The following is a 12,427-nucleotide window of genomic DNA, read 5'->3' as shown; positions in this document are numbered from 1 at the left end:
AAAAGATCATTTATAATACTCACAAAATATTTCTAGAGTTAATGAGGTCGTCTGTAATTATGTACTCTTTTCATCTGTTGATAAAGAGAAATTATTCTATTTTTATTTCCTGTTTTCTGCTGTGAAACTGCTGGGAATTTTCTATAAGCAGATCCCAAAGTATAAACTTGCCCAATGAGAAAGTTTGCACATTGGGCAAGTTTGCATTAGTATATAGTCATTAATCCTAATCTTCACCACAATAACAGCCATATGGGAGGTGTATACATAAATTATGATTAAACAAACGTTGAGAGATTTCAAAAAAGAAGCCACTGAAAAAGCGCTAGCTGAAGCGGCATTCGAACTTGCACTTGAACATGGGTTGGACGGTTTTGTTGTTGAAGATATCGTGCAAAAAGCCGGCTACTCCAGAAGAACTTTCGCAAACTATTTCACATGCAAGGAAGAGGCAGTTGCGATGGGAGCAGTTACCGTACGGAACACGAATGAGTATGAAGAATTGCTCACCAAAATCCCTGAAAATGCCTCCCTGCTGGATACCTTATATCAACTAATTAAGATGCAACTTACATCTGAGCTTATAGGGAGGTTGCGTGAGCTTTCTTTACTTTCCCGAAAATTCCCAGCTCTCGAGCCCCATTATCTAAGAGCAATACATCTTACGCAAACTGGAGCACAAAAAACATTGTTGCACTTGTCAAATGGTAAGTATGACGAGGTCTATACTTATCTGCTTATAAATTCGGTTTACGGAACTGTACTTCCCTTAATTGACGGAAAACTTAATGTGCTGCTTCCGGGACAAACGACGAGCGACGATCCAAGTCCTGAAACGCTTACTTTCGATCAATTTTTGGAAACTATTTACGGATATTTACGCAACGGATTCTAATAGGCTAACAATCAGTTTTCATCATCGAGGGAGTGTAAAATAGATACATGTCAACATTATTATACAGAGTGGGAAAAACCGCTTATCGCAAACCTGGGTACTTCATTTTAGGTTGGATTTTAATTTTAGGAATAGTCATCTCTATGATCAGCATGAATGGTATTCATATCAGTTCAGAAATGAAGATTGAAGGCACAGAATCGCAAAAGATTTTGGATCAATTAGCAACAGAACTTCCGGCTGCATCTGGTGGACAAGGGAGTGTCGTGTTCAAAGCACCTGAAAATGAGCGATTGGATACGCCAGAACGTTTGGCAGCGATCACTAAAGGTGTTAATGAGGTTTACGGTATAAACGAAGTGATTAATCCTGCGGATTATGCAGCGGAAGCAAGTAGTTCAACTACTGAAGCAACTCAGGCTGCCAGTATGGATCAGTCTGCAGCAGCCACAGCACCCCTTTCCTATGGTCCTCTGATGACAGATGGCGTTCCAGTACCTGGAGTTATTCTTTCCGCAGACGGTAGCATTGCATTGTTCCAATTCCAGTTTACTATTGAGCAATCTGCTATCTCTCAAGATATTTTTGATTCTGTAATTGATACCGTCAAGAATGTCGAGAAAGATACTAACATTACTGTACTGCCGGGCGAGACACTCAAATCAGTATCTATCGGTGTAGGATCAGCTGAGATTGTCGGACTTGTCATTGCTGCAATTGTTTTGCTGGTGACGCTTGGCTCTGTCGTTGCAGCAGGTCTGCCCCTTATAACTGCACTGCTTGGAGTCGGCATCGGTGTAGGTGGAGCATTTTCTATTTCCAAATTCATTGAAATGCCTAGTGTCACTTCCGTCTTGGCGCTTATGATTGGATTAGCCGTCGGAATCGATTATGCTCTTTTCATTGTAAATCGCCAACGCCGGATGATTATTGATCAAGGATTAAGCGCACAAGAAGCTGCGGCTAGAGCTATTGGCACATCCGGCAGCGCCGTATTTTTCGCCGGTTTGACGGTTATTATTGCTCTCTGCGGTATGCTTGTAATCGGGCTTACTTTCTTATCTACGATGGCGTTAGTAGCAGCTGCTACCGTCCTTATCAACGTATTTGTTGCCTTAACCCTATTGCCGGCATTGCTCGGATTGGTGGGTGAACGCATCTGTTCGCCTAAAGCTCGCAAGAAAAACAAGGATCATCATACAACGGGTAACCGCGGTATAGCTGATAGATGGGTTAAATTCGTCATCAAGTATCGTTGGGTCACTATTGTTGCCATCGTCGTGGTACTTGGCGTAGCAGCAACCCCTATAGCCAAAATGGAAATGGGCATTCCCGGAGCCGCCTCAGCGAATTTGGACACGGTAGCAAGACAAAGTTATGATGCTATATCCGAGGGTTTTGGAGAGGGGTTTAACGGACCGCTTATTCTGGTTGCAGAACCAAAGAATTCTTCCACTCCAGTCACTCCGGAGCTCCTAGGAAATCTTGTAAAAGAGCTCCAAGCTCAAAAGAATGTCGCGTTGGTCACTCCTCTGGGCATGACTAAGGATTTGGCTATCTTCAGTCTGATTCCAGAAACGGGTCCTAGCGATATAACAACCAAAAATCTGGTGAATGATTTACGGGCTACGGAATCTAGTATCGCTCAAAGTAATGATGTTAAACTCGGGGTTACCGGATTTACCGCTGTTAACATCGATATGTCGGCCAAACTGGCAGATGTATTTCCCATTTATGTAGGAATCATCATTCTCCTATCGCTCATTATTCTTCTGTTGGTATTTCGTTCGATTATCGTTCCTATCAAAGCTACGATCGGCTTTCTGCTTAGCATACTCGCTACCTTCGGGATCACCACAGCCGTGTTCCAATGGGGCTGGCTCCATTCTCTCTTTGGTTTCGACACCGGTGGCCCATTGCTAAGCTTTATGCCAATCATCGTTACGGGTATCCTATATGGGCTTGCGATGGACTATCAGGTTTTCCTTGTCAGTTCCATGCGTGAATCGTACGTTCATGGTCATGAGGGATCAGAGTCCGTTGTTCATGGATACAACCAGGTGAGTCGTGTCGTAGTAGGCGCTGCTATAATTATGATCTCCGTTTTTGCAGGGTTTATTTTTACGGATGATGTCATGATTAAACAAATCGGCTTTACACTGGCCGTAGGGATCTTAATCGATGCTTTCATTATTCGAATGGGATTAGTTCCTGCTGTAATGTCTATTTTCGGCAACAAAGCTTGGGCACTTCCAAAATGGCTCGACCGTATTCTGCCAAACCTGGATGTCGAAGGCGAGAAACTGATTGCTACACTCAATGCTAAAGACAAACCTAATTCCATGAAATAGATACAATAATAAACAGCCTGAGTCCTGTATTCCTAGGGGTTCAGGCTGTTTTGTTTCTGTGGCAGGGTTCACTTCCCGCGAAGAGCAGATGGGCAAGGCTCTGGAAATTATCTCATTGAAGATTAAGGATTAAAGCGGGGCGCACACCGTAACAAGCTAAGTTGACATGTCCGTAACTGCGAATACTGCTACGAGTACCTACAAAATACGCACGTGAGGAAATCGCAGGTTGAGTTCTCAGCCACCACCATGAGCAGCCAAACTCTTCATCCTTCTCAAGGATATAATCAGCTTTGACTTTTTTATCATACACATACAATTTACATCCATCGTTCTTTTTCTCTTTGGAGAATCCCGTTCCTACCGCCCTACGCTTCGCACGTAAAGTATCTTCTCCAAGTTTAAAGGTGAATTCATTCGCCTCCGAAACACTAAGCAGAAAAATCTTATCTTCCGTGTTTATACTTCCCTCTCCGTTATCTGTGCATTGTGTAGTCTTGATGAGTCTGTGCTCGGAGTCATTAAAAGCGGCATTATAAAACTCATCGTTCAACCACTTTCGCAAATCGGAGTCATGCCATGTAACGTCAACATATTCACCGTGATACCGCCTGCAATCCAAAATGTACTCGCTCAAAATGAACAGTTCTCTACCTGAATTTTGCAGCACCCGCCACTTTATCGGCATTTGGTCTGCTCCGTCCGCCATTTGCGGATAAGCGCCAAAAGTAATTATTTCGCCGGGTTTCGCCCGCTCATACATGGAAGCAAGATTATCATTTTCATTACAAATCATAATTATAAATTCTGTAGTTCCTTTAACGATTTCAGCTTCCCTGCTAAATCCTAGTTTTTCATACAAGCGTATCGCTCTATCGTTGAACTTCGCCACTGTCAGCCGCTTTGGTTTTTCCTCGCATCTCTCATTAATATAGTTAAGGACTGTTGTGAAAAATAGAGTCCCATTCCCCTGTCCGGTTAACTCAGGCTTCATTCCTAAACCCACATCTATAAAATCCTGAGAATATGTATATTTATCATTTGGAACCTGTGCCGGACTTCCTACACAGAAGAATCCGATCAATTGTTTATCTGCATCAAGTACAGAAAAAAATGCTTCCTCTAGCATTTCACTTATAGCTTCAGGAGTTAGTTCATTATTGTAAAAATCATAGGGTGGATCATATTGCCAGCTTAAAATATCCTTAGCAGCATCAGCATTCAGCTTTTCCACGTAAAGTTCCATTTCGCATCCCCCTTTGTTTTCAAAATCGATAAGTCCCTAAGAGTCTAGCTCTGCTAACTCCTGAAGGATTGTCTCTACATCACCATCAGGATTTAACGCTTTGATCATCTCTTTTGTAATGGCTGCCCCCTCATAAACTTGTGCAACAACCTCTAAAGGGAGTGTGAGTTCAAAATAACCTTCGGCAAATTCCACAAAATCCTCAGCTGTGCGGAAAATAGTCCCTAGCAAAAAGTCCGAACCATCTTCTACTCCCGCTGGAATCTCTACCTTCCCCTTCTGCCACGTCAAATCATTATTTTCACGCCAAAAACAAAAAGTAACATCATCCTTAGCTATCGCCTCATCTTCCAGTAAAGACAATAGCGAGGTTGGGACCTCTTCATAGATTCCTGGCCAAATTTCATGTTCGTCACGCGCATATGGACTTACTTCGGATTCATGATCAAAACCTTTAATTATCGTTCCTTGAGGTGTAAAAATAATAAACAAATTATCGCCTGAGCCATTATCGATCGATGCTAGAGAAACATTCTTATCAAATTTAGAATCAAAACTATGATAGCGAAGCCATTCCTCTGGACATAAGACAATATTTAGAGAAGCAAGTATTTTCATAAGTTTTTTTAAGTTTTCGGGTGCTGGTAAAATATCTAACACATTCATCTATGATTCCTCCCCATTGTAGATATAAATGATTTTAGCATATTCATGATTCCGAGTGAAAAAAAAGACTACCCGAAGGTAGCCTTTCCAACTTAACAAAACACTAGCTTAACTTAAGACCCCGCACCTTTATATCTTCGTACGCCATAACTCCAGGCTAACAAACCAATCCCCAGGAATATAGCGCCTACTACAGGTGTCATCAGAGCAAGGCTGGTCATCTCCTCCCGCTGTAGAAAAAGCGCGGCTGGATACACTCCGACGAATGCAAATGGAATGATCCAAGTAAGCAATACCTGTATAGCACGATTGTAAATCGTTACCGGGTACCGGCCATAAGTCTGAATGTTGTACATTAACGGAAGAATGCCAGTAGGAGCATCCGAATAGAAAGACAATGAAGTCAACGTTGTGTAAATCCCCGTATAGATGGCGACCGCACTTAACGTTAGAACGATCAGAGCCGGTATCGTCCACCATTCAAAAGGAAGACCCAGATTGCTGCCACTGATGGCCATAATAATAATACCTATGAATGAGCCCATAAGTGCTGGTGGATCAACATTTTCCAAAAAGATCTGGAACAAATTATGAGCTGGGCGTGTCAAAATACGGTCCATCTCACCTTTAACGATGTAACGTTCACTAAATCCCCATAGATTCACAAAACAACTAAACACCCCAAAAGGCACCATAAAGAATCCATAAACGAACACTACTTCATTCTGATTCCAGCCGCCCAGGCTATCTGTGTGCATAAAAATTACGAGAATAAAGATAAAGTTGGTAGCTTGAAAAAGTAAGTCTGAAATGACCTCTACCCAAAAGTCAGCGCGATAGGTGAGCCGGCTCTTCATATAGTTTTTGATATATTCAATTAATAATCCCAGGTAATACATGTTTCCTCAACCTCCCTGCACGAAGAGACGCTGCCGCGCCGCATGATATAACCAGACAATTGGAATCAGCAATACCAGGAACCAAATAATTTGTATCCCTAATACATTCCATATTCCAACCCCTTGCACCCGTCCCGTAAACACTGAACCTGGCAAGTAGGTAATCGCCTGAAACGGCAGCACCTCAAGTACGGAAGATAACCAGTTAGGAAACAGACTGATCGGTACGATTAAGCCGGAGAATAAGTCTACAATCACCCGCTTCATTCGCATCATGCCTTCATTATTTTCTACAAAAAATGCCGAGAGCCCTGTAATGATATTGATCTGTGAATTAATTAAAAAGCTGAAAAAGAGCATCACCAGGAACCCTGCCCAAGCAGATGGCGCTGTTGGCAATTGAACCGGGAACAGCAGCATCGCTATGGCCATGCCGGGAATCATAAATAAGAGGAAGCGGAACATTCCCTCTCCAAGACCTTGCATCATTTTGACTAAGACATAGTTATAGGGCCTTATAAACTGGATAGCGATACTTCCATCACGGATATCCGTAGAGATTTCGCGGTCTAGGTTATTAAAATAAAAGGCTCTAGCCATCCACGATACAGCTACATATGACGTCATTTGCGTTGCAGTAAAGCCACCCAATGAATCCCCATTGCCATAGATGGCCATCCAAGTGAAATAGTTAACCCCAATATTCAGTGAATAGATAAGAATACCTGAGTAGTAGTTAATCCGATAAGCAAGCATGGTAAGAAAACGGATGCGTATAAAATCTAAGTAAGCCCCGAATAGTAATTTACGGCTATTCTCCTGAGGACCACCAGAAGATGCGCCTCCTGAGGAGGAAGACATAGCCGTTGCAGGATTAAGCTTATCAGACATGTAAAGCCTCTCTTTCATCCTTCAGAGCGGCAGCCATTTCATCAGGCTTGTCTGCAGACCCGGATTGATAAATACTGCGAACAATATCGTCCGTATTGGTCTCTATGATTTTGATATCAGTAATGTCTGCTTTTCCCACTACTCTGCCTAATACATCCGATACATTTAGCTCTAGCGGTATCCAGACAGATGCCCCTAAATCGTTCTCCGCAGACCAAGTAACAGGCAATCCCTCAGTCCATAACTCAAGTTGCTGACGTTTCGTAGCATTTCCAAATTGAAATTGAACCTCACGTCCGGTTCCCCAACGCTGCTTCAGGTCTTCCAGTCCTCCGTCATAAATGATACGGCCATCATCAAGCATTATCACTCGGGAGCAAAGCGCCTCAATATCTTGCAGGTCATGTGTAGTCAGCAGTATGGTTGTCCCATGCTCGCGGTTCATATCTTTTAGAAATTCACGGATCTCTGACTTCACCACAATATCTAAGCCAATGGTCGGTTCATCCAGAAATACAATCGACGGATTGTGAAGCAATGCTGCCACTAATTCACAACGCATCCGCTGACCTAGACTTAGCTTACGAACCGGACGATTCAGCAGTTCTTGCAGTTGCAGTCGTTCGACCAATTCATCCAGCCGTTTCTTGAAATCTTGTTCAGATACCCGGTAAACCTTGCGCAGGAGCTGGAACGACTCAATCACGCCAATGTCCCACCATAGCTGACTGCGTTGCCCGAATACCACACCGATATTTTTCACGAATTTCTCGCGCTCCAAATACGGAACATACCCACCTACTGTCAGGTTTCCGGAAGTCGGCACGAGAATACCTGTGAGCATTTTGATCGTGGTCGATTTCCCAGCACCGTTCTCGCCGATATATCCACAGATCTCACCTTCAGGAATGGAAAAGGAAATGTCCTTCACCGCAGTCACTTCCGTATATTCCCTTTTAAACAAATCAGCGAAGGCCCCTTTGAGACCCTCGCGGTTTTTTTGTACTTTGAATGTTTTGCGTAAGTCTTGTACTTGAATAGCAGTCATATTGTACCTCACTAAGCTTAGAGTTGGTTCCCAGTACCCCATTATAATAGAAGAAGCGCAAAAGCACTACTTCATTCTTTACTTAGCCAGTCTTTCATTTAGCGAAATGGTGTCCTTCACAGCTTCTAAATGCCCTGAGCGAGCGACTTTAGTCCGCAAATATTTCTCGTTAAAAGAAGATACATCTCCCCATAACGCTACTCTTTTCACGGCATTCATCCCTGCAGCCTTGAGCGCATCCAATTTCTTCGGATTATTCGTAATCAGCGTCACTGGTTTGTGACGTAAAGTTTGCAGAACACTGATTGCCTCTTCGTAGTTTCTTGAATCATCAGCAAATCCCAACTCTAAATTAGCCTCAACTGTATCGTATCCTTCTTCTTGTAAAAGATACGCTAAAGATTTGCTGAACAGGCCAATGCCTCTTCCTTCATGATTCGCGAGATAAAATAATGCCCCAGAGCCATGCTCAACAATCATTTTCATGGATTGATGCAGCTGGAAGCCGCAATCGCAACGTTTACTGCCAAAAATATCGCCAGTATGGCAGATGCTATGCATCCGGATCAATGCATCCTCAGACCCTTCGAAATCGCCATATACCAACACACTGGATTGTTGTCCTTCTGCTAAGTTCATGGATGGCAAACGTGAAATTAAAGCTGCCGTTGCTTTACTGCTATCCTCTTGAAGAAGCTCTGCATCCGTTGTATTCAGCCAGTTGTACCATTTAAAAACAACGGTCTCGCCGTCTAAATTCACCGGTAACGTGATCGGTCCAACCAATATATTTGTGGAATTTGCTAAAGGAATTCGCGTGATTTTATTCTGTAAAATAGAAGTGATTTCTGGTTTAATCATAATTACACCTTCCTCATTGTTCATCAATGCTTAGATAGAGCTAAGCATAAGGATAAAATATTAGTTAAATTATAAGTAACTATTTGTAAGTAAGTTTATCATTGTAATATAACTTCGTCAAGTTATAATATATCTTTAAATATTTATAATTACTTTATGTAAGTTTATGATATAATGAATGTCGAGGTGATATTATGAATGATTTCAACATGTGTCCTCGCTTTGAAAAAGCGGTAGACTTGCTAAGTAAACGTTGGGTCGCGCTTATTGTTTTCGTGCTTATGCCAGGGCCACGCCGTTTTGGTGAAATTGAGAGCTGTCTGTCCAATCTCAGTGGCAAGGTGTTATCTGACCGATTGAAGGAAATGGAAATCGAAGGCATTATAGAGCGAACTGTATATCCCGAAATGCCAGTACGTATTGAGTACTCTCTGACTCCAAAAGGCACAGCGCTTGCTCCTATACTTGGTGAAATTGGAAACTGGTCTACCGAATGGATTGAGCTTGGTATTAAGAAATGATTCCCGCTACACAACACAAAGAGCCCTAATTGTCCCGATCATGAGACAAGAGGGCTCTTTTTGGATTAACATCCCCTTTATAAGTCTTTTCGCTCAAAGCGAAGTAGACCTATAACAAAAGCTAACAGGGTATATCCTATCGCATAAAAAATAAACATATTTGACGGAACCGTATTAGAATCCAGCAATCCATTCATGCTGCCGAACAATCCCATCATTCCACTCATTTCATTAGCGCTGAACAGGACGGCGGTCATTTTCCGCTGTAAACCATCCACTGGCATAAGCAGTGCCATCATTCCTGACAGATTATTTAATGTGTCAAGGACATCGGGTTCTAATCTCAGCGATCCTCCGATCTTATCAATCATCCCACCTAACCAGCCAGCTCCATATAACATTGTCATAAAGACACCATTCCCCACTGCTGAGAAGAATCCAGAACCCAGCATAGAAATCGTAATTAGCAAAGGCACTACAGAGGAGAATAACAAAAATGATTTCAATAGGACTACGGCATCTCTAGGAACGGTGGCATGGATCTCAGTAATCCATAAAATAGAAATATATAAAATCAGGGCATAACCGATCCCAAGCGTCACATATCCAAGCCAGCGACCTGTGTACCATTTCCACCGCGGCAGCGGTCTTGGCAGTAAAGCCTGCATAACCCCTTGTTCCGCTTCACCTGCAATAGCTGAGAAGGAACTGAAGATCGCCAAAAAGGCGAGTACAAACGCGCCAAAAAAGAATCCAAGTGATAATATAAAAGCACCATTTGTAAAATTAGCTAAGAGATGCTCGCCACTGCTAATATCTGTTCTGTTCGGTATTCCGCTTTGTCCGATCGTATTTGCCACAAACCAAAATCCTATAAGAAAGACAATGGTCATAAGCAATGTTAATACCATTACTCGTTTACGCAGCAATTCCTTCCAGGTCATTCCTATGATTATTCTCATTCGTGTTCACCTCTGTGACTTAGGCCGGATACAGCACTCATAAACCAGTCTTCCAGACGTTCTCGCTTCCGTGAGACTTCATATAAGGTCATGCCCTGTTCAATAATTAACGTGTTCAGCCAGCCTACTTGCTCCTCATTCTCCAGTTCCGCTTCCAGCCAAACTGTGCTACTCTCCAATGTAGCTGGGAATGAAGCTCCTTTTTCAGATTGAGCTCCAATATCCGCTGAAACTTTGATCTGAAGTTCAGTACTATCCTGTAACCAAGACAACAAAATAGGCGTAAAACCGCCCACTTTAAAATGCCAGCTTGTTCGCTTATTTAAGATCTCAGATACTTTCCCATGCCGCAGTATAACTCCGTTATTCAGCAGTGCCATACGGTCGCAGATGAGTTCAACATCCTCCAGTAGATGAGAGTTAAGAAATATTGTAACTCCCTTCTCTTTTAGCCTCTGCAAAATATTCCGAACTTCCTGTCGTCCAATCGGGTCTAGCGCCGATGAGGGCTCATCCAGAAAAACGATGGCCGGATTGTTTACAAGAGCGCAAGCAAGCCCTAATCTCTGCTGCATCCCTTTGGAATAATGTTTCACACGATCCCGTCCACGGTTTCCAATTCCAACTTCCGCTAGAAGCTCTGGAATTCTTTTGTCGGCTACAGATCGCTCTACACGGCACAGCTTGGCATGCAGTCTTACTACTTCTTCCCCCGTAAGCCATTCTTGATAGCGATATAATTCCGGTAAATATCCGATTTGGGACTTGGCTTCAAGTGAACCGATCTTATGACCAAATAGAGTAGCACTACCATTCGATGGACGAATGAGACCTACCAACATTTTGACAAAGGTACTTTTCCCCGCACCATTAGGGCCGAGGAAGCCAAAGGCTTCCCCTTTCCCAACAGTAATCGTTACATCACGACAACCACGTCCGTTATCATATTCTTTGGTCAAAGACTTCGCTTCTATTGCGGCAGCCGTCATTATTCAATCAACTCCCCTAGCTTCTCTAAGAATACAGCTTTATCTGTATACACGCTTCCTCCGTTGAAATCAAACAGTTGTCCGTTCTGTACCCAAACAGCCGAGTACACAATCCCTTGACTATATTCATTCTGATTCAGTAGAACCGTAGTATCTTTAATCTTTATTTGATCGGTATTCAGGCCTTTTACCAGTGGCAGAGGAATTTCACCCGATAAAATGCGGCTCTGCTTTAAGCTGGATTTCAGATAATCTGGCAGCAATGGAAAATCGATTATAGCTTCCAAAGCTTCATCAACCTTTATAGTTGGATCTACCGTAATTAAAGGAGTCTTCGTCTGTGTAAGATTAGCCCATTTATCATTATCTATCGAAAGATCATAATTCACGATCTCCGAAAGATCTAATTTAATTTCTTTCCCATCTATGGCTTCTGGAAGAAGCTGTTTTGCACCCAATCTTTTCATTGCTTTATTAACTGCTTCAATATTAAGCTTCAAGGTTATTTCTTGTGAATTGGTTATATATGCGCTCTTCACATTCTCGAGCAAAGTTCCGCTTGGAAGTGTAAAACCTAGAGTCTCTTCCACCTGATTTAGCGGAATAATCCCTTTATTTGAACCAAAGGAACTTGTAAACACACCAAATTTGTTCATAGCTTCATTCATGGATTGACTTTCATTTACCTGATAAAAAATATCCCGGATATCATTTTCATTCACAACTGTAACTTCTTCCATCCGAAATTGATTCAGCAGCGATGCCATAGCCGTATTTCCTACTGGAGTTCCAAGTATAACCGCAAAGATCGCGGCACCTGCCACTGCTACTCCCCATTTGCGCCGACGATTCATGCGAGGACGCTTGGATGGGCGATTAGCTGTTGGATTGTCATCCGTAGATTGAGGCTGGTCTATATGTGGATCTGTTTTGTCATCATCTTTCATAACATCCACAGACAACTGCTGACTCCACACAGACCATTTGGGACTTGCAGGCTCAGACGCTAACTTGTTTTGCAATTTGGCCCAGGCTTCATCTGTATGTTGTTTATTATGATCTTGATTTAGCGGTTGTTTAGTCATTAGTAATCCCTCC

Annotated in this window: 12 protein-coding genes; 3 read left to right on the top strand and 9 right to left on the bottom strand. The window is 42.6% G+C overall.

What is annotated here, in order from left to right; all coding sequences use genetic code 11:
- Nucleotides 1-274 precede the first annotated feature (274 nt).
- Nucleotides 275-895, top strand: a complete 621-nt coding sequence (locus MHI51_RS13890; protein ID WP_076218025.1) for a TetR/AcrR family transcriptional regulator — start codon at nt 275-277, stop codon at nt 893-895.
- Between the two features lie 47 nt (nt 896-942).
- On the top strand, nt 943-3,246 hold the full coding sequence (locus MHI51_RS13885; RefSeq protein WP_405173963.1) for an MMPL family transporter: 2,304 nt from the start codon (nt 943-945) through the stop codon (nt 3,244-3,246).
- Between the two features lie 112 nt (nt 3,247-3,358).
- Here the strand turns inward: MHI51_RS13885 and MHI51_RS13880 are convergent, their stop codons facing one another.
- The 6 genes from MHI51_RS13880 to MHI51_RS13855 all read right to left on the bottom strand — a co-directional run bounded on the left by MHI51_RS13880 (nt 3,359) and on the right by MHI51_RS13855 (nt 8,857).
- Complete coding sequence (locus MHI51_RS13880) at nt 3,359-4,492, bottom strand: GNAT family N-acetyltransferase (RefSeq protein ID WP_405173962.1); 1,134 nt, start codon at nt 4,490-4,492, stop codon at nt 3,359-3,361.
- Between the two features lie 36 nt (nt 4,493-4,528).
- Nucleotides 4,529-5,158 carry a hypothetical protein gene (locus MHI51_RS13875; protein ID WP_405173961.1) on the bottom strand — a complete coding sequence of 210 codons (630 nt, stop codon included), beginning with the start codon at nt 5,156-5,158 and terminating at the stop codon, nt 4,529-4,531.
- 113 nt (nt 5,159-5,271) lie between these two features.
- Nucleotides 5,272-6,057 carry an ABC transporter permease gene (locus MHI51_RS13870; RefSeq protein ID WP_076190041.1) on the bottom strand — a complete coding sequence of 262 codons (786 nt, stop codon included), beginning with the start codon at nt 6,055-6,057 and terminating at the stop codon, nt 5,272-5,274.
- Between the two features lie 6 nt (nt 6,058-6,063).
- Nucleotides 6,064-6,813 (bottom strand): ABC-2 family transporter protein, encoded by a 750-nt coding sequence (locus MHI51_RS13865; protein ID WP_051491475.1) that lies wholly within the window; start codon nt 6,811-6,813, stop codon nt 6,064-6,066.
- Between the two features lie 127 nt (nt 6,814-6,940).
- On the bottom strand, nt 6,941-7,996 hold the full coding sequence (locus tag MHI51_RS13860; RefSeq protein ID WP_076126169.1) for an ATP-binding cassette domain-containing protein: 1,056 nt from the start codon (nt 7,994-7,996) through the stop codon (nt 6,941-6,943).
- A 78-nt stretch (nt 7,997-8,074) separates the two neighbouring features.
- Nucleotides 8,075-8,857 carry a GTP cyclohydrolase II gene (locus MHI51_RS13855; RefSeq protein ID WP_076126167.1) on the bottom strand — a complete coding sequence of 261 codons (783 nt, stop codon included), beginning with the start codon at nt 8,855-8,857 and terminating at the stop codon, nt 8,075-8,077.
- Nucleotides 8,858-9,051: 194 nt separating this feature from the next.
- Here MHI51_RS13855 and MHI51_RS13850 point away from each other — a divergent pair, with 194 nt between their 5' ends.
- On the top strand, nt 9,052-9,378 hold the full coding sequence (locus tag MHI51_RS13850; RefSeq protein ID WP_076301891.1) for a helix-turn-helix domain-containing protein: 327 nt from the start codon (nt 9,052-9,054) through the stop codon (nt 9,376-9,378).
- A gap of 77 nt (nt 9,379-9,455) precedes the next feature.
- Here MHI51_RS13850 and MHI51_RS13845 read toward each other — a convergent pair whose 3' ends face one another.
- From MHI51_RS13845 to MHI51_RS13835, 3 genes are read right to left on the bottom strand one after another with little or no spacing between them, the layout of a single operon-like run.
- A complete protein-coding gene (locus tag MHI51_RS13845) occupies nt 9,456-10,340 on the bottom strand; it encodes an ABC transporter permease (protein WP_405173960.1) in 885 nt (294 codons plus the stop codon).
- Nucleotides 10,337-11,329 (bottom strand): ABC transporter ATP-binding protein, encoded by a 993-nt coding sequence (locus tag MHI51_RS13840; protein ID WP_076183782.1) that lies wholly within the window; start codon nt 11,327-11,329, stop codon nt 10,337-10,339. The genes MHI51_RS13845 and MHI51_RS13840 overlap by 4 nt, the downstream gene beginning before the upstream one ends.
- Nucleotides 11,329-12,414, bottom strand: coding sequence for a DUF4179 domain-containing protein (locus MHI51_RS13835; RefSeq protein ID WP_076218029.1), 1,086 nt, complete (start codon nt 12,412-12,414; stop codon nt 11,329-11,331). Before MHI51_RS13835 ends, MHI51_RS13840 begins: the two co-directional genes overlap by 1 nt.
- Nucleotides 12,415-12,427 lie beyond the last annotated feature (13 nt).

The organism is Paenibacillus sp. FSL H8-0260 (genome assembly GCF_045040625.1).
In the GTDB taxonomy this organism is placed as follows: domain Bacteria; phylum Bacillota; class Bacilli; order Paenibacillales; family Paenibacillaceae; genus Paenibacillus_AQ; species Paenibacillus_AQ odorifer.
This window is presented reverse-complemented; position numbering and strand designations above follow the sequence as displayed.

Bases quoted from the DNA above. Each gene is read 5' to 3' on its own strand.
- MHI51_RS13890 (WP_076218025.1), top strand. From the start codon at position 275: ATGATTAAACAAACGTTGAGAGATTTCAAAAAAGAAGCCACTGAAAAA.
- MHI51_RS13885 (WP_405173963.1), top strand. From the start codon at position 943: ATGTCAACATTATTATACAGAGTGGGAAAAACCGCTTATCGCAAACCT.
- MHI51_RS13880 (WP_405173962.1), bottom strand. From the start codon at position 4,492: ATGGAACTTTACGTGGAAAAGCTGAATGCTGATGCTGCTAAGGATATT.
- MHI51_RS13875 (WP_405173961.1), bottom strand. From the start codon at position 5,158: ATGAATGTGTTAGATATTTTACCAGCACCCGAAAACTTAAAAAAACTT.
- MHI51_RS13870 (WP_076190041.1), bottom strand. From the start codon at position 6,057: ATGTATTACCTGGGATTATTAATTGAATATATCAAAAACTATATGAAG.
- MHI51_RS13865 (WP_051491475.1), bottom strand. From the start codon at position 6,813: ATGCTTGCTTATCGGATTAACTACTACTCAGGTATTCTTATCTATTCA.
- MHI51_RS13860 (WP_076126169.1), bottom strand. From the start codon at position 7,996: ATGACTGCTATTCAAGTACAAGACTTACGCAAAACATTCAAAGTACAA.
- MHI51_RS13855 (WP_076126167.1), bottom strand. From the start codon at position 8,857: ATGATTAAACCAGAAATCACTTCTATTTTACAGAATAAAATCACGCGA.
- MHI51_RS13850 (WP_076301891.1), top strand. From the start codon at position 9,052: ATGAATGATTTCAACATGTGTCCTCGCTTTGAAAAAGCGGTAGACTTG.
- MHI51_RS13845 (WP_405173960.1), bottom strand. From the start codon at position 10,340: ATGAGAATAATCATAGGAATGACCTGGAAGGAATTGCTGCGTAAACGA.
- MHI51_RS13840 (WP_076183782.1), bottom strand. From the start codon at position 11,329: ATGACGGCTGCCGCAATAGAAGCGAAGTCTTTGACCAAAGAATATGAT.
- MHI51_RS13835 (WP_076218029.1), bottom strand. From the start codon at position 12,414: ATGACTAAACAACCGCTAAATCAAGATCATAATAAACAACATACAGAT.